17 protein-coding genes are annotated in these 18,403 nt (G+C 51.8%); 13 read left to right on the forward strand and 4 right to left on the reverse strand.

Going from position 1 to position 18,403, the window contains the following annotated elements; all coding sequences use genetic code 11:
- Positions 1 to 35: 35 nt before the first annotated feature.
- The 9 genes from ACR0LH_RS20455 (at position 36) to ACR0LH_RS20495 (ending at position 7,655) form a co-directional block, all read left to right on the forward strand.
- The gene (locus ACR0LH_RS20455; protein ID WP_480722261.1) at positions 36 to 803 is read left to right on the forward strand and encodes a helix-turn-helix transcriptional regulator; all 768 of its coding nucleotides are present in this window, start codon (positions 36 to 38) and stop codon (positions 801 to 803) included.
- 236 nt (positions 804 to 1,039) lie between these two features.
- Positions 1,040 to 1,243 carry a hypothetical protein gene (locus tag ACR0LH_RS20460; protein WP_058283652.1) on the forward strand — a complete coding sequence of 68 codons (204 nt, stop codon included), beginning with the start codon at positions 1,040 to 1,042 and terminating at the stop codon, positions 1,241 to 1,243.
- Between the two features lie 411 nt (positions 1,244 to 1,654).
- A complete protein-coding gene (locus ACR0LH_RS20465) occupies positions 1,655 to 2,758 on the forward strand; it encodes a GFA family protein (protein ID WP_480722263.1) in 1,104 nt (367 codons plus the stop codon).
- 435 nt (positions 2,759 to 3,193) lie between these two features.
- Positions 3,194 to 4,018 (forward strand): ABC transporter substrate-binding protein, encoded by an 825-nt coding sequence (locus ACR0LH_RS20470; RefSeq protein ID WP_480722264.1) that lies wholly within the window; start codon positions 3,194 to 3,196, stop codon positions 4,016 to 4,018.
- Positions 4,019 to 4,879 carry an amino acid ABC transporter permease gene (locus ACR0LH_RS20475; RefSeq protein WP_170355771.1) on the forward strand — a complete coding sequence of 287 codons (861 nt, stop codon included), beginning with the start codon at positions 4,019 to 4,021 and terminating at the stop codon, positions 4,877 to 4,879. It begins immediately after the preceding gene.
- Complete coding sequence (locus ACR0LH_RS20480; RefSeq protein WP_480722265.1) at positions 4,876 to 5,607, forward strand: amino acid ABC transporter ATP-binding protein; 732 nt, start codon at positions 4,876 to 4,878, stop codon at positions 5,605 to 5,607. Before ACR0LH_RS20475 ends, ACR0LH_RS20480 begins: the two co-directional genes overlap by 4 nt.
- A gap of 379 nt (positions 5,608 to 5,986) precedes the next feature.
- Positions 5,987 to 6,226 (forward strand): hypothetical protein, encoded by a 240-nt coding sequence (locus ACR0LH_RS20485; RefSeq protein WP_480722266.1) that lies wholly within the window; start codon positions 5,987 to 5,989, stop codon positions 6,224 to 6,226.
- Positions 6,223 to 6,615, forward strand: coding sequence for a hypothetical protein (locus tag ACR0LH_RS20490; RefSeq protein WP_480722267.1), 393 nt, complete (start codon positions 6,223 to 6,225; stop codon positions 6,613 to 6,615). Before ACR0LH_RS20485 ends, ACR0LH_RS20490 begins: the two co-directional genes overlap by 4 nt.
- Positions 6,616 to 6,842: 227 nt before the next feature.
- Positions 6,843 to 7,655 (forward strand): hypothetical protein, encoded by an 813-nt coding sequence (locus ACR0LH_RS20495; protein WP_480722269.1) that lies wholly within the window; start codon positions 6,843 to 6,845, stop codon positions 7,653 to 7,655.
- A 339-nt stretch (positions 7,656 to 7,994) separates the two neighbouring features.
- Here ACR0LH_RS20495 and ACR0LH_RS20500 read toward each other — a convergent pair whose 3' ends face one another.
- Positions 7,995 to 9,146: a hypothetical protein gene (locus ACR0LH_RS20500; protein ID WP_480722270.1), complete on the reverse strand. Its 1,152-nt coding sequence runs from the start codon at positions 9,144 to 9,146 to the stop codon at positions 7,995 to 7,997.
- Between the two features lie 583 nt (positions 9,147 to 9,729).
- Here ACR0LH_RS20500 and ACR0LH_RS20505 point away from each other — a divergent pair.
- Both ACR0LH_RS20505 and ACR0LH_RS20510 read left to right on the forward strand, forming a co-directional pair.
- Positions 9,730 to 12,024 (forward strand): rhodanese-like domain-containing protein, encoded by a 2,295-nt coding sequence (locus tag ACR0LH_RS20505; protein WP_480722271.1) that lies wholly within the window; start codon positions 9,730 to 9,732, stop codon positions 12,022 to 12,024.
- Positions 12,025 to 12,207: 183 nt separating this feature from the next.
- Positions 12,208 to 12,513, forward strand: coding sequence for an antibiotic biosynthesis monooxygenase family protein (locus ACR0LH_RS20510; RefSeq protein WP_480722273.1), 306 nt, complete (start codon positions 12,208 to 12,210; stop codon positions 12,511 to 12,513).
- Between the two features lie 482 nt (positions 12,514 to 12,995).
- On the opposite strand, the gene ACR0LH_RS20515 is transcribed toward ACR0LH_RS20510, so the two are convergent.
- The 3 genes from ACR0LH_RS20515 to ACR0LH_RS20525 all read right to left on the reverse strand — a co-directional run bounded on the left by ACR0LH_RS20515 (position 12,996) and on the right by ACR0LH_RS20525 (position 16,030).
- On the reverse strand, positions 12,996 to 13,841 hold the full coding sequence (locus ACR0LH_RS20515) for a universal stress protein (RefSeq protein ID WP_480722274.1): 846 nt from the start codon (positions 13,839 to 13,841) through the stop codon (positions 12,996 to 12,998).
- 88 nt (positions 13,842 to 13,929) lie between these two features.
- Positions 13,930 to 14,307 (reverse strand): nuclear transport factor 2 family protein, encoded by a 378-nt coding sequence (locus ACR0LH_RS20520; protein WP_170559311.1) that lies wholly within the window; start codon positions 14,305 to 14,307, stop codon positions 13,930 to 13,932.
- Between the two features lie 91 nt (positions 14,308 to 14,398).
- Positions 14,399 to 16,030 (reverse strand): L,D-transpeptidase family protein, encoded by a 1,632-nt coding sequence (locus ACR0LH_RS20525; protein WP_480722275.1) that lies wholly within the window; start codon positions 16,028 to 16,030, stop codon positions 14,399 to 14,401.
- Between the two features lie 803 nt (positions 16,031 to 16,833).
- Between ACR0LH_RS20525 and ACR0LH_RS20530 the strand changes: the two genes are divergently transcribed.
- Both ACR0LH_RS20530 and ACR0LH_RS20535 read left to right on the forward strand, forming a co-directional pair.
- A complete protein-coding gene (locus ACR0LH_RS20530) occupies positions 16,834 to 17,193 on the forward strand; it encodes a group I truncated hemoglobin (protein ID WP_480722277.1) in 360 nt (119 codons plus the stop codon).
- Positions 17,194 to 17,358: 165 nt separating this feature from the next.
- Complete coding sequence (locus ACR0LH_RS20535; protein WP_480722278.1) at positions 17,359 to 18,009, forward strand: AraC family transcriptional regulator ligand-binding domain-containing protein; 651 nt, start codon at positions 17,359 to 17,361, stop codon at positions 18,007 to 18,009.
- Positions 18,010 to 18,403 lie beyond the last annotated feature (394 nt).

An 18,403-nucleotide genomic window follows, 5' to 3' on the forward strand; every position in this document is an offset into this window, starting at 1 on the left:
GTATAGAGGTTCTTTTCGAAGATCTGGAGCGGCGTGTGTACGATTGGATGGAAGAGGCCGGCAGGGTCGTGGAGAAGATCGGAACCCCAGAGTTTCCATGTGCTTTGGCAGATGGCTTACGGCAGGTCGCACCATTTGATTTTACGGTGGTGTTTGGCCATGTCGGAACCGAAGCACCAATAGACCTTCACGACGATTTCCCCAAAAGCAAACGGCGTATATTTGTTGAGGATTACCAAGCCGGGCCCTACGTACTTGATCCATTTTTTTTGGCCGCGACAAAACCAATAACACCGGGTCTGTACCGCATGCGCGATATCGCACCGGACAGGTTCTATCAGGGCGAATACTATCGCAGCTATTACAAAAGGACTGGGTTAGCAGAGGAGATTGGCTACTTTATCGATATCCCAGGCGCTGGGATGGTTGTGGTCTCGCTCATGCGAGCAGAGAAGCCTTTTTCCGCCAAGGAAATTCGTCATTTGCTCGCTCTATGGCCGCTCGTTCGGGCAGCCTGTTGCAAACATTGGAGTGACTTTCCAACGATGGCCCGCGGCGCCGCAGCGAATGGCGTTAGTCGTCGCGTCGATCTAGCATTCCAGGCATTTGGCGATGGCGTTCTGACGCCACGAGAACGAGAAGTCGTTGAGTTCACATTGAAGGGCCATTCGGCAGAAGCTGTTGGCACAATTCTCGGCATCTCTCCAGGCACAGTCCGCATCCACAGACGCAACATTTACGCGAAACTTAGGATCAACTCGCAGGGTGAGCTTTTTTCAAAGTTCATTGAAAAGGCGCTTTAAAAGGCTCCTTGAACACCCACTTTATCCGTTTTGCCGACCTTGCTACCTTGTGACCCGGAAAACACCAAACATTTGGACGGCACTGTCTGATAGCCAAGGAACCCAAAGGGAGAGGGTTGGGACGCCCGGAACCCATGTTGGGCTAAATTAATACCCGAAAACGCTTTCGGGCCATCGTCTACCTAACCGGATCAGCCGTTTTAAAAATGGCGTCAAGATACGAAAGGCAAAATTTCATGGACGCACCAGTTATCCAGTTGATTTTTATGCTCATCTTGCTGGTTGTCGTGATCTGGCTTTATATCCTGCCAATCACGATGGCAGGGCGGCGCAACCGATCCGGTTTGATCTGGTTCCTGATCGGTCTGGTTGGATCACCCCTTTTGGCTATCCTTTTGCTGCTGGCTTTGGGTGATGCACCCGAGCAACCAACAACCTAATTTTGGGACGATACCATCTGACACGCAAAAGGGCTAAACCGGAGGGTATCTGGACGCCCGTGAGCCATAACGTCCTGCTCAGCATACAATAACGGTGCCAATTGAGACACTATACTTCCGGAAGTGAAGACAACTAATCCTTCTCACTCTCCACAAACGTGTACTGTAAACCCAAGGTTAACCGATTTGTTTGGTGAACCATAGACCGCTTTGTCCGCACAGCGGTCGCTCGCGACATTTCGGCGAATGACCGCACCGAGCCCAAAGCAGTCGGGAGATCTCTTTTACTTTGGGGTCGATAAGCGGTCATGGCTTTTTGGATGGCTAGGTCAAACAGCTTTACAAGCGTTTCATCGCTAGAATTAACGATGCACACTATGCGACTTCTCTAATCTGACGTAACTTGCCGAAATGCCAAAGCCGAAGATCAGAAAGCTTGCTGCCATCGTTTCGGTCGATGTCGTTGGCTACTCTCGTCTCATGCAAATTGATGAAGAGGGAACTCTTGCGCGGCTCGGAGTGTGCTTCGACGGCATCGCTTCGCGCCGGGTCGCAGCGCATCACGGGCGTGTCGTCAAATCAATGGGTGACGGCCTATTGATTGAGTTTCCTACGGCAGCAGATGCGGTTGCCTGCTCGTTGGAAATCCAAAAAGTCATCGCGGAACGGGAAGCCGGCTTCACCGACGACTTGAAAATAACTTTTCGCATCGGTGTAAACATTGGCGACATTGTTGTCATTGGAGAAGACATTTTTGGGGACGGCGTGAATCAGGCGTCACGCCTTCAAGAAATTGCCAAACCAGGTGAGCTTTGCATCTCGGGCAGCGTGTTTGATCAGGTCAAAGACAAAATTGAGCATCCCTTTGTAGACCTAGGTCATCGAAAGTTAAAAAACATTGTTCAGCCTGTCCGAGCTTATCGTTCGACTTTGACGGCTGCAGGTGAAGAGACCAAGCCGATTGGCTGGCCGTTCCTCACAGCTGCAAAACGTGAACCGATCACTGCAGGTGGATGTCTTTGCGGAGCCACTCGATACCAGGTTTGGTCTCAGCCAGTTGCAGTTGGCTTTTGCCATTGCAGACACTGTCAGCTGGCTCTTGGTTCACCATTGAATGCATGGGCAATTTTTGAGAAGCAAAATGTGACATTCGAAGGCGAAGAACCGGGTTTGTACGCTTCCTCAAAGCTTTCTGAGCGCGCATTTTGCAAAAATTGCGGGACGAGCATTTATACCGACATCAAAGATATCGGATACTATTCGATCCGTGTGGGGACGCTCGACAATCCAGCTGATTTTCCGCCTGAGCTTCACTATGGTGTCGAAAGTCAAATCCCTTGGGTCGACATACACGACGACTTACCCAGAATTAGAACAGAAGAAGATCCGCGCATGGCATCTCGCTGGGTTGCTGTGGGCGAGCCAAGTTCCGGACCTACTCCACCTTTTTCGGAGGATCGCGTTGCTAACAGGCTAGAGGGAAAGACGATTGGTCCAGCAAAGAACAATGAGTAACGGCAGGTTTGTCCGCATTGCCCACCTTGCTACCGTATGATCCGCCCAGCCTAACCTAGGCTGTGCGACCGACGGAAACGCTATGAACGCTAGGGAAATGGTTCCAAAGCAGCACGCTAGAACAAGATTTTTCATCTGACACTTCCCACGTGAGGTTGGTTTCGTATTGGATTTTCATTCCTGGTCGAACAGATCAAGTCATATGCGCTCAGTGGACATGGTTCGTCTACGTAGAACGCCAGCCGCTTGGCGGGCATCAAACCCCCGGCGTTCTATGGCAGAGCGCGCAGCAGCGGCGAGAGCTTGTTTTTGACGAATTTGCGAAGATATACGGGCGCGAGTTTCGCAGGCACCCTGTCCAACTTGTCCTCACACTAGACAAATCTCTTCACCCATAGGAACCTGTCGCCAATCAGAAAACAGGGAGACGCTTTGATGAAACTGCTTTCCAGCACAGCTCTGGCCTTGATTGTCTCTGCGACGATGGCACACGCCGCGGGCCATGGGGCCTGCGCGGCGGACAAGACCCTTGTAGAAGGAACTCTGACCATCGCCACAGGCAACCCAGCCTACTATCCGTGGGTAATGGACGACGCGCCCGAAAGCGGCGAGGGGTTCGAAGCTGCGGTAGCCTATGCCATCGCTGATAAAATGGGATTCAGTTCGGACAATGTCACTTGGGTACGCACGAGCTTTGATGAAGCGATACAACCGGGTGCAAAGAACTTTGACTTTAACATCCAGCAGTACTCTATTACCCCCGAACGGGAGGAAATGGTTGATTTCAGTCTGCCATACTACAGCTCTGCCATGGCGGTGTTGACAACCCAAAATGTGGTCGATGCTGGGGCCGAGGCGACGCTGGATAGTCTCAAGGGATTGAATTGGGGGGCCGTGGCCACCACCACTGCGCTTCCAATACTCAACGATGTGATTCAGCCAGCAAGTGACCCCTTACTTTATAACGACAATGCCGACGTGAATGCTGCAATCATGGCCGGTCAGATCGACGCTGCTCTTTATGATTTACCCACTGCACTCTATCTGTCGGCAGTGGTTGTAGAAGGCGGTGTGCTGCTGGGCCAATTCCCGCCGGAGCAATCAGATAGCCCCGACCAATTCGGCCTTCTGATGGAAGAGGGCAACCCGCTAAAGGAGTGTGTCGACGCTGCTATCTCGGAACTGACCGAAAGCGGTGAACTTGCCGCGATTGAGACCCAGTGGCTGGCCGAGGCCACAGGTGTTCCGGTCATTAAATAAATGGACGAAACATCGGTGCAGAACAGACCGGCCAGGCGGTCTGCCGCAGCGCCAACGCGCCGCGAGGTCTATGAAGCCGGAGTGCGTCGACGCTCGAACCGCATCGCGCTAATCTCTACCATTAGCGTGGTTCTGGCCATTGTCGTTCTAGTTCCGCTCTCACCCGGTTGGGATGCTGTGCAGCGTGCCTTCTTCAATGGTCGGGTTTTTGTAGCGACGTTTCCTGGGCTGCTTGATGCATTTCTGTTGAACGTGATGATTTTTGCGTGGTCGGCCCCGCTCATCGCAATCACCGGCCTCGCTATCGCACTCTGCAGGGACACCCGTGCACCCGCGCTTTTTCCACTTCGCCTGTTTGGGATTGCCTACACAGATATCTTTCGTGGCCTGCCGGTGGTTCTTGTCATCTACATCATCGGGTTCGGCGTGCCCGGGCTGGGCCTGCCAAGACCTTGGAACAGCCCCTATATCTGGGGGACCTTGGCGCTGGTATTGGTCTACTCAGCCTATGTCGCTGAGGTTATTCGCTCTGGCATCGACTCGATCCACCAGTCGCAGCGTTCCGCCGCCGTCTCATTGGGTCTGAGCGATCAAGACACGATGCGCTTTGTTGTGTTGCCGCAAGCCATTCGAAACGTGGTGCCCGCCAATATGAACCTGTTCATCGCCCTGCAGAAGGATGTGGCACTTTTGTCTTTCATCGGTCCGGTAGAGATTTTCCGTCAGGCCGGAGTCTACAAGTCACTTTACGCGAACTTTACGCCTTATGTTGGCGCGGCACTCATCTTCCTGGCGCTGACCGTTCCCGCGACGCGATATGCGGATTACTTGATGAACAAGCAGAACCGGGCACGCAGATGAAGCCGAAGTTGTCGTTACGGGGTATCCGCAAGCGGTTCGATGATCACGAAGTTTGCAAGGGCATTGATCTCGATGTGGCCGAGGGCGAGATGGTGTGTCTGATCGGCGCTTCGGGCTCGGGCAAGTCCACCCTTTTGCGCTGCATGAATCTGCTGGAGCCCATCGATGACGGGACGATCTGGCTGGATGGAAGGGACATATCCGAACCGGGGCTAGACCCACAGCCGGTGCGCCAAGAGATCGGCATTGTCTTCCAAAGCTACAACCTCTTTCCCCACATGACTGCGGCAGAGAACGTCATGCTCGCCCCGCGCCGCGTGCGAGGCCTGAGCCGGGAGGATTTGCGCCCCCGGGTAGAACAGCTTTTCTCACGCTTTGGGCTTAGCGACCGGATGGAGCATTATCCCGACCAACTGTCAGGTGGGCAACAGCAACGCGTGGCGATCATCCGAGCGCTGGCAATGGACCCTCAGATCATGCTCTTTGACGAGATCACAAGCGCACTTGATCCTGAACTAGTGGGCGAGGTTCTCGACGTATTACGTGATCTGCGGCAGCAGGGTATGACGATGGTGCTTGCCACGCATGAGATGGGCTTTGCCCGGGAACTGGCAGATAAGGTGTGTTTTCTTGATGCAGGCCGAATCCTGGAACAGGGGCCACCCGAGGAGCTCTTCGCCTCACCGCAAGAAGCGCGCACTAAGGCATTCCTTGCGCGCGTACTCTGACGTTTCTTTTAGTTCCTGAATAGCCGCCAGTGACACTGATTGTAGTGTGCTCTGGGGCACGCTGGAAACGTGATGGTCGACCTTCAGCTAACGGTAGTTTTCACAAGACGGAAAGAAGTGTCCTGGGGGCTATTCAACGTCTGCAATGAGTCCAAAGCGAACACTCGATACAACCACAAAGCGCCTAATCGCTAAAGAGCGTTCTACACCCGCCGTTTTGTATTTTGTCTCTTGGTTTATCGCAGCGCAAACCCATCGCTGACACGTGATTGTCGAGGGTTTCCTGCCAGCTTTGACACCTGATTGGCGAGTGCTGCACTCTGACTCTCTTCTTGACTAAGGTGTTACTTTGGTACATTGGTAACATATGACATCAAGAGTGGAACGAACCCAAACTGGACTACGCATCGAGAAGCGGCTGCTGAAAGTCCTCAAAGCAACTGCAGAGCATCTGGATATGTCGTTAGGCGATCTCGTTGAAGGCATCGCGCTGCACAGCTTTGAAAACAAACCACCATTCTCGCCGGAAACGCTTGAGAAAATCGCGCAACTCAAGTCGGTGTATGACTTGGACTTGAGCGCGGAGGACAGTCACAAATTCAAGGAGGTCGAAGATTGACCGAGACATCTAAAATGGCCCCGATTTCCCTCGCATTCGAGGCGCACGAGATTGACAATACGGCGTTTCACCACGCGGATCATATTCGCGTCGCCTTCGATCTGCTGCGGAAATACGACTTTATCGATGCCGCCTCAATTTACGCAAAAGGAATTAGAACTTTGGCTACAAAGGCTGGAGCACCAAAGAAATTCAATCTTACGATAACTTACGCCTTTATGAGCCTGATCGCTGAACGAATGGACAGCAATCCGAACGCCACTTTCGATACTTTTGTTGCAGGTAACTCCGACCTCATGTCGAAGGATGTGCTAATGAAGTGGTATGACCGCGAAAGGCTAAACGCTGATAAAGCGCGCTCGATATTTCTTCTGCCAAATGCTGCCTGAGCGATCACTCTAATCGCTATCAAAAGTCTAAACCAGACATTCGAAATCAACAAATGAATGGCAGTTTCGTCAGTAATGCAGTCGCTCAAGCCGAGCGCATCGAAAAGCTGCTTCGAGCCCAAACTGCTGAATGCTGCACTGAACACGATTGTCCGCTGTTACCTGGTCGCCAAAGCGCGTTGCTAGATTTTTCTTCCCATCAAGCTTGCTGATGCTACGAATAAGTTATGACAGATTTTTCGAATGAATTTTTTGGCCAGCCAGAACAGCAGGACCTGCAACGCAGAGCGGACCGTATTTGGACCTTGGTCAAGAATGACCCGACTTATTCCTGCCATGGCCGCGCGGTGGGCCTTACCGCGGAGAACGATATCGATTTGTTGAAGCAAATTGCGATGACTCGACTACAGGGCGTTTGCATGGCCGAAGGAACTCCTGTCGAAGCTGCCGATCGTAGGCGTGAAGGGCTTGAACAGCGCGGTCTGAAAACGGATCAGTTCGTTGATTGGCAAGGGGGCGCAGCATCGCTTAAAGCCGCGGCCATGGTTGTGGCGTCGCGCAAGTTACCCGATGATCTCAAGCTCGTGCATGTAGATGCGCAAACGCCAGGTGATGACTTGGCCAAATTGGATGCGCTCACACAGGCATGCGGAGTCCTGCTCCCGATGGGCGCGTTCATCCGCGGGCTGAGACGCCCGAGCGTGTGTTTGTTGGCACGTGACCGCAAGGGGAAAGTCGTCGCGGCAACAGCAGCCGTTGCGCAGTTTCATCCTGATCACCGGAATGCCGATCAGGCTTGGTGGGGTATGCTAGCTACAGATGAGTCGAGGCGGGGCGAGGGGATTGCCCTAATCATGGGCGCAAATTCAATGCTTGCTATGCGTGATCTCCATGGTCTTGGGACTTTTTTCACTGGAATCCGTGAGGGTAACGCGCCTTCTGAAGGTTTGTGCAGAAAACTGGAGATGGCGCCAACTAATGACGTGCATATCATGGCGATAGACCCGGACGTGTTCACATCGGGGCGGTTGACCAAATAAGTCGTGTCCCAATTGCGTCCTTGGAGTATGCGACTGCTCCAAACTGAGCGCCACAAGCCGAGATTCCCAGAGCGAATTCAAACGGCAGCTTTGTTCGCACTGCGGTCCCTGATGCACTACGCAGCGAACAGCTGTTCCGAGCCCAAAGCGGACCGTGAAATTAGCTTACAAGTCTGTGTTGCTGAGTCAGCCCAAGCGGGAGCATTCTTGTTCGAGGCTCCGTACGCACGGTTTGTGATCACCTTCCCCGCCAAAAAATGTTTACACTTGGATCACCGCACATGCTGTGCGGTGAGCTCCAGCAGACACAAAGAACGTCAAATTAAAGTATATTACAGATCACCGTCTGTCGCGGATGCGTAACTGTGCGGCATACTTGAGGTATTTCCAAGGGTACCGTCTTGCCTTGTCGCGCTCGGATAATGCCTTATCACGCTCGGATAATGCCTTGTCGCGCTCGTGTCTTAATTGCTGCGATTTGTCCGCGAGGGAAACTAACCATTCCGCTGCCAGATCTTCCAAATTCGATGTGGTTTCTTGAATGTGTTTGTCGGATAGGTTTTCTGGTGACTGCTTAGTCTTACTCCAAGCTTCAGACAGGCCTGACGATAAAAACTCACTCTGTATTTCGTCGCGAGCTTCCGAGAACCTACCGATAACATCAGCAGGTGCGGAGAATTTGTACTCAACACCTTCTGTTTTTGGACTAGCCTCTCTCAATATTACTCGTGCTTCAAATGCCCTGCGCCATGACGCCATATCCTCTTCAAGTGTTGGCCAGAAAAAATTGCATCGACGCAATACTTCTATGTTATCTGGGGGAAGTGAGGTATTCAGCCGATTAACAGCGACCATATCTTTGGAATTAACGCCCAGCAAATCACAAAAATCAGAGCAAATATCACCACTGAACAATTTGTCCTGGTGAAACTCTCGCACAGTTACATTCTCGCTTCCGAAGACATTGGCCCATCTACGAAGCCTATAAATTGGATTATAGTACTCATTCTGCGGGTTTACGTAGTCCCAACTCAGCTTATTGCGATAGCCAGCTTTGATACCCTCGGTATATGCCGATATTGATAGATTCACCGGATCACGAATGTAACAAACGATTTTTACCTTACGCCCTGTATCCTCGATAGAACCTTTTAACCGTTTCATTTCTTCCTCAGAGGAAACTCTAGAGGAAAAATGCTCGCAGGAAACCACTATGGTTTTATTGACGCCTTGCAAATGTGAGACAAAATCGGAAAGAATGGCTTGTCCATCAATTTGCTTATGTTCTGGTATGAACTCTCTGAGTTTGTTCTGGCCCATCACCGCCCCGACCAGCGGGGAATGCATGTTACCCGCAACAAATGCTAAGCTGTTGTCGTTAGGGTAGTAGAAGTCTGCGTTTTGATGCACGCCAAAATTCTTACTCAAAAAAGCTTGTAGTGATGTTGAGCCCGTTTTTTCCCAGCCTATGTGAACGATGACAGGTTTCAAATGTCTAGTCCTAGGAGATGTACCTTCACTATGCTTGTTTATCAAACGCATCATCACTCGCAAGCAGATAGTGAAAAGGTCGCTCGGGTCGCTCGGGCTGTCCTGCCAAGATCAAAGGACCGCTTCGTCCGCACTGCGGTCACTGATGCACTGCGCAGCGAACGACTGTTCCGAGCCCAAAGCGGCTACCCTCAACACCCGTATCACCCGAAACGGCTGGGGCATAAACCGGGGTACTTCTAGGGTGGTTACCACCCTGTGCCTGTTATTGTTTCATGTTCGGATGAAATGGCTGGGGTGGTAGGAGTCCTTACTAACCGATGATTGGAACTGGCTTTTTGGCGATGCCTAACCAACTGGGCCGGTTTCGGGGCGTTTAGAACCGCTAAAGAGGCCGTTTCCCAGTGTCGCCGAGTGTCTAACTAGACCGCCTGAGCAATTGTCCACTGGCTCTGGCTGGACCGCTGACGCCTGGTTCCGGTTGCTGACGGGTGGTCGCTGGTGCTGGCGGCTGAATGCGGCGTACAGGCCTGAAGTCGAATTTCAATTCATATTCTGCTATCCTAAAACTCGGAGGACTAGCATGGAGCGTAGGATTGCCGCCGTTCTCGCCGCCGACATGGTTGGGTACTCGCGCCTAATGGAGGCAGACGAGACAGGTACTATTGAGCGGCAAAAAAGACACCGGATCGAACTCATAGACCCCAAAATAGATGCCCACAAAGGCCATATAATTAAATTAACAGGGGACGGCATGATCGCCGAATTTCCCAGTGTCGTAGAGGCGGTTCATTGCGCGGTTTCGATTCAAGAAGCCATGAAAGCCCGAGAAGAACATGTCCCTGAAGATCGTAAAATTCGTTACCGAGTTGCGGTCAATCTAGGCGACATTGTCTTCGACGAGGGGGATATTTACGGAGACGGTGTTAATATCGCGGCCCGACTGGAAGAACTGGCAGCGCCGGGTGGGGTCGTCGTATCCGGCACAGCCTACGATCACCTTAAAGCGAACGTGGAAGTTGGTTACGAAGATCTGGGAGAAAAGAGGGTCAAAAACATTTCCACCCCAGTGAGGGTTTATCGGGTGATACCGGGTGGGAAGCCATTTGTTTCAAACTCCGGAAGTTTTTCGATCAAAGTAGGTATTTCAATGGCTGTCGTTATCCTATTCGCAGCCCTACTGATTTGGCGACCATGGAAATTTGAGTTCGATCCTGCCTCAGTTGACCAAATGGCCCTTCCTCTTCCGGATAAGCCTTCACTCGTTGTTCTTCCATTCGACGACTTTAGTGACGATCCACAACACGCCTTTTTTGCAGACGGTATGACAGAAGATCTAATTACTGATTTGAGCAAGCTGTCCGGCATTTTCGTTATTTCACGGAATTCTAGTTGGACATATAAAGACAAAGCCGTGAAGTCCCAGCAGGTCGCCGAGGAACTTGGTGTTCAATACATCCTTGAAGGAAGCCTGCGTAGAGCAGGTGATCAGGTTCGCGTGAACGCGCAGTTGATCGACGCCTTGAGCGGTCACCATGTTTGGGCCGACCGTTATGACAGTAATGTTCAGCAGGTTTTTGAACTTCAGGATCAAGTCCTGGAAGAAATAACATCCGCATTGGCGGTTCAATTGACAGCCAAGGAAAAACAGGGATTTGGAACAGCAGAAACTGAACATCCGGAAGCATATGACTTGGTGCTGTACGGGCTTGAACTCCTGCGTAGCGGCAATTCTGATGACACTTTAACCGCGATTTCAAAATTTGAAGACGCAATCGCAATCGATCCCGATTACCACAGGGCTTATGCAGCATTGGCCGCTGCCCATTGGCGAATTGTTCAGAGCGTCTGGTTTCTGGCCATGGGTGGCGGGTTTGAACGGTCTTGGAAGGAAGTGGAACGAAGCCTTGAAAAAGCTATGGAAGACCCATCCGCGCTGGCATATTCGGTTCAGGCAGAAATTCTTGTGGAGCAGGGTCGCCATGGCGAGGCTTACAAGGAATTGGACAAGGCTTTGGCATTGGCGCCAAATGACCCTGATATACATCTTGTAAAAGCGAAGGTCCTGAATGCAACTGGGCGTGCGCCGGAAGCAGAAGCGGCGATCCGGTACGCGTTGCGTTTTGACCCGCTTGAACCAACACGTTACTTGCGCGAACTGGGTGTTTCCCAGCTTCACCAAAAAAAATATGAGAACGTCGTGTCAACGATGCGACGCGTACTCAAACGCAATTCTGACATTGTGGCCGATATTACGACGCTGGTATCCGCACTTGGTCACTTGGGGCGGCTGGATGACGTCCCAGATCTGATAAAGCAGTACGACGCTATTGCAGTACCGTCGTATTATGATCCGTTTACCGCTGAAGAAAGCCTTATCTGGTGGTATGGTGACATGTATGGATACGACCCAGACTATCGCCGACATCTGTACGATGGCGTTGTGAAAGCCGGTGTACCGCCAAGCACTGGCAATGACGTTGATTACGATGATGTCGCAGGCCGTTTGAAGCGTGTCGAAGGTTTGTACTACCCTGAATCAATCTCACGAATTGACACTGAAGAAGCGCGTGGGCTTTGGGAACAAGGCGCGGCGAAATTCGTAGACGTCCGCGCAAAGCTAGATTTTAATGCCGGGCACATACCCAATTCAGTCAACTATTCACTGTTAGTTGGCCTGTCCCGGGACGCTCTTCTCGAAATAGCAAATCTTGATGACACTATAGTTTTCAGCTGCCATGGGCCACATTGCCCATATTCGGTTTATGCTGCGATAAAGGCACAACTCTGGGGCTTCGAGGATCCTCGGTACTATGCGGGTGGGTTTCCAGATTGGGTCGAGCAAGGCCTTCCAACGGCTGCCATAGAAAACGAGTAGCTCGACGCCCGCCATGCACCCTGGGTTTCCCCTTGGAAACAAGGCCAGCAACGGTTGTTGGGAGCCTCTGACTAGCGATTGAGCAGACATTCAGTTGTTGCTGATCGATATACGCAGAGAGACCACGACGGTTGTCCCTGTCTGTTATATTTGGTGAAACCAATAAATGCGGAGGAACTCGAAATGCTGCTCCGCCAGTTCAGATTGAGCGTACACGATAGCAAGGCCGAAGAATTTGAGGCGATTTTTCTCGATCAGATACTGCCTCTTGTGAAAAGCCAAGATGGCCTGATCTGGGTAGCTGCTGGAAAGCCGTGGAGAGGCGATCCGAATACGTTCTGCATGACCATGCTATGGCGCGACTTGGATTCGATAAAGGCTTTCACCGGAGATACCTGGCACGAAGTGCGCATCGAGCCTGAAGAGCGAGATTTGATTGCCTCGGCCAGCATCGAGCACTTTGAGTTGCTCGGGGCTGTGGGTCCATAAATAGGTGAAAGGTCCTCTTTGTCCGCTTAACAGGCATTCATTGAATTCTACCGAACGGCTGCTTGGAGCCCAAACTAGCCATTGGTCTAACGCAATTAGTTTTCACCGAAACGAAGGGCAGTGATCAGCTCTAAAAAGGCTGCAAAGCGGGCAACCGAAAAAACAAAGGGTTCTCTTCAATTTGCGAAGAAGCTTATTTTGCAGCGCCCTCGGTCATGCCCATGCACTCGGTTCCGCACTGAATGTTGGATACCTTTGGTTCGGTCCGCTATGAGTAATCGATTGTATCGAAGTTAACCTTACATGCCACCATGTATCCTAGATATTCCAGAGGTGTGACCTGCGCCCCCAATGCCGAGGGCTCTGTGCGTCCCGGTGTGGCGTTTTGCCAACCCCTGATGACAGGCCGCTTGTTGCGTGTACTTACCAGTAAGCTTTAATTGCTATGGCTACCAGAAAGTCACAGTCTACGGTTCATTTCATCAGTGTCCGAAAAGCACTGGCAACCCTGTCTGCTCCAACATTGCTTGCGTCGTTCCCCCGAAAATTGACTCACGCAAATGGGAATGCCCATAAGCGCCCATAGCAACGAGGTCGGCCCCCAATTCTCTTGCGCGTTCTTGAATGCAGTGTTCGATCGAGTCCCCACCACACTGGAACTGCGACACGGTCGCCTTGCAACCGTGATGACTGAGCCATCCAGCAATGTCAGTTCCGGGCACTTCACCTTCTACGCCATCAGGCGACGACAAATCAAAACACCCGATCACAACTTCCTTGGCCGCCAGAAAAAAGGGTAAAGCTAAATGCGCGGCCCTAGACGCAGGCAGGCTATCATTCCATGCCAAAAAAATGCAGTCGCGTTGGGCAAACGGATCTCCATTGATCATCAGGGCGACCGGCGAATGAAACAATACTCCGTACGCGATCTCAAAAAATAAATCGGGGTCTTTTCGCAGTTCAGCGTCGAGAAAGGCGATATCACAACTATTGGCTTGGCCTGCCACAAGGTGCTGTAACTCTTTTCCAGATACCATAAATGCGATTACATTTGCCGATACGCCCTGTCCGACCAGAAGCGCTTCAACTTCAGTGGCGCGGGACTTCAAGGCGGCATTCTTTGCATTAAGAACATCCAACCAGTTTGAAGGAAGACCCGCCTCAACGAATCTGTTTGATCCGTACTTTAGGTAAGGCAGGTTAGGTAAGGCCGCGATCACTACGCAAATCAAGTGGCCGTTTTGGATGCGAGCAGTTTCAGCGCATTCCAAAATCGACGCGTCCTCAGTTTCAACTCCTACAAAATAAGCCACTGTTCTGTGTTGCATTCCCGACCTCCGCTCGGAGCTTCACTTCGCCCAAGAGCCGTACGCACTGACTAAACAAACAAATAGACAATGTTGTTAGTCGCTCATCTTACTTCGGCAGCATGAAGAACTCTTCCAGCACAATCTTTCCTTCTGCCACCGAGTACACTGCGATCTCGCGTAGGGTCATACGCTCACCCGTAGTCTTCTGAATCACTTCAGCCCTGAAGCGCACTCCAAAGCGGTTGGGTGGGTGGACGTAGGGGCCATCCACGTCTAGTTCTTGGATTTCATACGAAGCCAACCAATCCTCTCTTTTTCCCTTGATGGCTTCTCGACCCTTTGTAACGCGGAATTGTCGAACCGGAGGCACAACTGCCTCTATCGACTGTGCGTTTTCGGCATACATTTCATCAACACTTCCAAGGCCCCTGCGCTCATGCATGGCCAGGACGAATGATCTTCCGATTTCAATCAACTGTTCCATCAGCCCCCCCGAATTACCAATAACTGTACCACTTCTTGCCCGCAGGTTTCTAAGGAAATCCTCATGCAAAACTACGATCACGACGTGCGCGTCACTCACGTTCAAGCGCTAGAAGAATACGCTCATCTCTCTCGTACGGGTCTTCGCGGAAATGCACCTCTCCGTCCTCGACCCAAGCTGTCCAGTAGGTCAGCAGAACTGGCATTGGTTTAGGTAAATCTACGCGGGTTGTTGTGCCACTATCGAGGATAGACTGCATACGCGCATAGCTCCAATCAGGATCCCCCTCCATAAGCAGGGTGGCGAACTCGAAAGGATATTCCAGTCGCACACACCCCGAACTGAGATTGCGCTCATTGCGTTGGAACAGCGATTTGTCGTTAGTATCATGAAGGTAAACGGCGTATTTGTTGGGAAACATGAACTTTACCAGACCCAACGCGTTGTCTTCGCCTGGTTGCTGTACAAGAGTTACGCCCGGGTTGGAGGCTCCCCAGTTTACCGAATTTGCAGGAATGGTCTGTCCATCGCGGTTTCTGACGATGTAGTTGTTCCGCTGCAAGTAACCAATGTCACTTCGGATTTGCTCGAGTTTGTCTTTTCGGAAAATTGATGCGGGCACAGTCCAGGTTGGATTGAACTCCATGTACTGGATTTCGTCTCGAAACACCGGAGTTTTGCGATAGGCAGAGCCAGTGATAGACCGTGTCGTCCACAGTGTGCCGTCCGCCTTAACCAAATAGGTGCGCGCACCGGCGATATTGACCAATACAAAGTCCTTATCCAGCTCACGCATAAGCCAGCGCCCGCGCTCAAGGCTCAGACGCAGCTTGTCGATGCGGTCTTCCACTGGTTTGTTGAGCGATGCAAACGTTCTCGCACCGATAACCCCGTCGGCTTTTAGACCATGACGGGATTGGAATGCTCGCACATCCTCCTCAAGCTGCGCGTCGTATATCCAATCCGCGTTCGTTGTTACTGGGGCGGATTGTTGGGTTGATCTTGGAGTCAGCGCTCGCTCAACAGCCAAACGCTGACGTAAATCCGCGACTGCTGGATCGACCATACCCGGCTTCAGAACGGTCTCGTCAGGGACGATTGGCCAACCGCCTTGTTCGGCAGTCGCACGGTAAGTTGCAAGAGCCCCAACCAACAATTCATATTGCGGGTTATCGATTGCAATCTCATAAATGAGCGCGCCGATACCATCTCCATCCAAATATGTGTTGAGCACAGTTGCCGGATCTTGTTCGATGATAGGCTTTGAGAAGTTCCAGTCCTCATCCAATGTTTCGGGATCAACTTTTCCAAATACGAGATGATGGATTAGTTTTACCACAGCGTCTGTGGCCCTTACATCAAAGATGGCCTGTTCCTGTTCACCACCTTTTCTCGCGTCTTCAAGAAGCACCTGCAGATTCGCAATATCGAAGTCAGACTTCTGAAAACCCTGCTGAACACCCAGATCCAATGCCCGGAACAAATCTTCGACGCCTTCAGGCTCAGACCAGGCTGCAGAAAACCCTCGTTGTTCATAAAAACGTGGCACCAAGATTTCAGCATCGAGGCTGTGAGCATCGGACACGGAGTATTCCGTGGAACCGGCAAGGCCAAGGACGCCCTTTATCTCTTCTGAAATCGATCCTGCCGAGCTGGCCGTTGGAAGCAACATAGAGACTGAAAGCAGTGCTATGAGACGTATGGCATACAGCTGATTGCCCATCGTTCACCTCAATCCATAGAAAACTCCGCCGGTCTCACCGCAACATGTTGGATATACTTTGGCAACAGGTTTCTTCCTGACAAACTGCCAGGCGCCTCAACGAAGCGTGGCGGTGCGAAACCAAAAGCTGCTAAAGCGCAGCGCTTCCGCTTTGGGTTCGATGCGGATGCTTGACAAATTTGACTGCACGCCTGCCAAGCGGACAAATCTGACGTTTCCTATGCGTCTTCAGGTTAGCGCATCGCCAGCTAACTGCCGCTGCGTAGAAGCTGCCGCAATGGGGAGTTGACCTGCGTCAAAGCATAGGTGGCTGGATTGTTGCTAAGTTGTTTGACACATGGAACAGAACCATTGGATCATGTACTCGCGCAGAGCGGCATGCTTTGCCCTAGTGATTGCGTTGTTAGGGTGTACGGGCAGGCACCACCACGGCAATTGGCATGGTCACGGCGTAGAAGGTTGTTATGGACCTTACCTCCACGTAGATCGCGAGGATCATTGCAGAACGCCCGAGTGAACGTGCACTATACCCTCTTAGAATTTTGTACTTTTGGATTTGGTCGCCGGGCTCAGGTCAGTAGCTGGGGTGACATCACTCCCATGTGACTGCTTGTGCGAAGTAGGCAGTCACTCAAATATAGTGCGGCGATCGTCCTACTAGAGCCCCCCCACACACATCGCATTTGGTGATGGGTTGCGAACATAGGCATCGCCTGAATGCCATAGATTTGGCGCCAATCAGTGCGGCGTGCTAGCATTCACAAGCGATCGAAGTTTGAGGTGAGCGAGACACGGGAGGCACTATGTCAAAGACACTATATGAACGTCTGGGGGGAACGGATGGTATTCGGCGAATAGTCGACACGCTGGTGGACAATCACTCCAAAAACCCAGTTGTCTCTGCTCGATTTGCGGGAACTGATATGGAGCACCTCAAGCAAATGGCAGCAGACTTCTTCGTAACTGGTTCTGGCGGGCCTGAGATCTATACCGGCAAGGATATGGTTGCTGCGCATCGGCACATGAACATCAGCGGAGATGAGTTTGTCGCAGTTCTGGACGACGCCATGAACGCCCTAAAGGCCAACGACGTCGACCAAAGGGAGCAAGAAGAGGTTTTGTACATTCTATATAGCCTCAAAGACCAAGTCGTCGGTATCTGAGTTTCGCCACACGCGAGAAAAGTCGGCAATATCAAAAATTTTCAATCAACGCTTACTTGCCGCAATTCATCTAAATGACCGAAATGCGGACAAACAGAGCGTTCTCTGGTTGAGACATTAACTTTCTGTCATCTGCGAAGGTCGCCATTTGCAAGCCTGCGTTTCATGTCGACCGGAATTGGTGATACCTCCCTGATCGTTGTGACCAATGCCACTCCAACGATCCTTTCCACGGTTTCCAGCCAGTTTGTCGATGACTGGCTGCAAGCGCTGCGTACCCTGTGCCCAGAGGCGCAGATGGCGTCGCTGCTTAGCCGGTCCGGCCTGAACGTGGACACGCGCTCGCCGAATGGTCGCGTCACGCTGGATCAGATCGTATGCCTCTATCAACTTGCCGCTGTTGAGATCGGCGATGAAATGATGGGGCTTTGGAGCAGACCCATCCGGCCAAGAGCCCTGCAACATCTTTTAACGACTGTCAGAGAGGCAACTTCTCTTGCGTCTGCACTCTACCGGTTTTCGACCTTCTGGAATTTGCTGCTGGATGACTATCAGTTTGATCTGGAGGATGCCGCAGGCGCATTGGTGCTGACCCTGAAACCACAAGGCGCGGCACAAGTTCAGCGGTTTGGGCATATGCTGATCCTCAAACTTGCCCACAGGCTCATGTCTTGGCTGGCGGGGCACGAGGTTCCGGTCAGGGGCGTTGATTTCGCGTTTGACCGCCCTGACTTCGATCAGGACTACACGATCGTCTTTCCCGCACCGATCCGGTTCTGCCAAGGCCTTGCAAAAACGTGCAGCAACATTGCCTGATCTGCCAGTACCGAATGGATTTGGAGAGCCCGGCTGAATGTCTCACCCACCAGTGAAGCAGAGTTGACCTGGAAATCTCCTCAAGGATCAGCAAATCGAAAGACCGGCCGCACATATGCCGCCGGTTACTCAAAGTTGCAGGCCTTGGTGCAAGCGCAGCGAATTCATCCTTTGTCCGCATGGCAGTCGTTCGGGCCATGATCGCCATGCGGCTGCTTTTGCCCAAATCGGTCGATGCTGCTGCAAAAACTACAAAGCACCGACCAAGTGTGTTGTTGCCACTTATTGAAGTGCCGCGAGGCTTCTTGCTCTGTTTGGAGAAAGATCCAGCGTCGCCTGATAAGCGACCGCAGCTTCATTGGGTTTTCCAAGCTCCATCAGCATGTCCCCGAGA

The organism is Ruegeria sp. CL6 (genome assembly GCF_056536465.1).

Coding starts and splice junctions, on each gene's coding strand:
- ACR0LH_RS20460 (WP_058283652.1), top strand. CDS start 1,040: ATGGACGCACCAGTTATCCAGTTGATTTTTATGCTCATCTTGCTGGTT.
- ACR0LH_RS20465 (WP_480722263.1), top strand. CDS start 1,655: ATGCCAAAGCCGAAGATCAGAAAGCTTGCTGCCATCGTTTCGGTCGAT.
- ACR0LH_RS20470 (WP_480722264.1), top strand. CDS start 3,194: ATGAAACTGCTTTCCAGCACAGCTCTGGCCTTGATTGTCTCTGCGACG.
- ACR0LH_RS20475 (WP_170355771.1), top strand. CDS start 4,019: ATGGACGAAACATCGGTGCAGAACAGACCGGCCAGGCGGTCTGCCGCA.
- ACR0LH_RS20480 (WP_480722265.1), top strand. CDS start 4,876: ATGAAGCCGAAGTTGTCGTTACGGGGTATCCGCAAGCGGTTCGATGAT.
- ACR0LH_RS20495 (WP_480722269.1), top strand. CDS start 6,843: ATGACAGATTTTTCGAATGAATTTTTTGGCCAGCCAGAACAGCAGGAC.
- ACR0LH_RS20505 (WP_480722271.1), top strand. CDS start 9,730: ATGGAGCGTAGGATTGCCGCCGTTCTCGCCGCCGACATGGTTGGGTAC.
- ACR0LH_RS20510 (WP_480722273.1), top strand. CDS start 12,208: ATGCTGCTCCGCCAGTTCAGATTGAGCGTACACGATAGCAAGGCCGAA.
- ACR0LH_RS20515 (WP_480722274.1), bottom strand. CDS start 13,841: ATGCAACACAGAACAGTGGCTTATTTTGTAGGAGTTGAAACTGAGGAC.
- ACR0LH_RS20520 (WP_170559311.1), bottom strand. CDS start 14,307: ATGGAACAGTTGATTGAAATCGGAAGATCATTCGTCCTGGCCATGCAT.
- ACR0LH_RS20525 (WP_480722275.1), bottom strand. CDS start 16,030: ATGGGCAATCAGCTGTATGCCATACGTCTCATAGCACTGCTTTCAGTC.
- ACR0LH_RS20530 (WP_480722277.1), top strand. CDS start 16,834: ATGTCAAAGACACTATATGAACGTCTGGGGGGAACGGATGGTATTCGG.
- ACR0LH_RS20535 (WP_480722278.1), top strand. CDS start 17,359: ATGTCGACCGGAATTGGTGATACCTCCCTGATCGTTGTGACCAATGCC.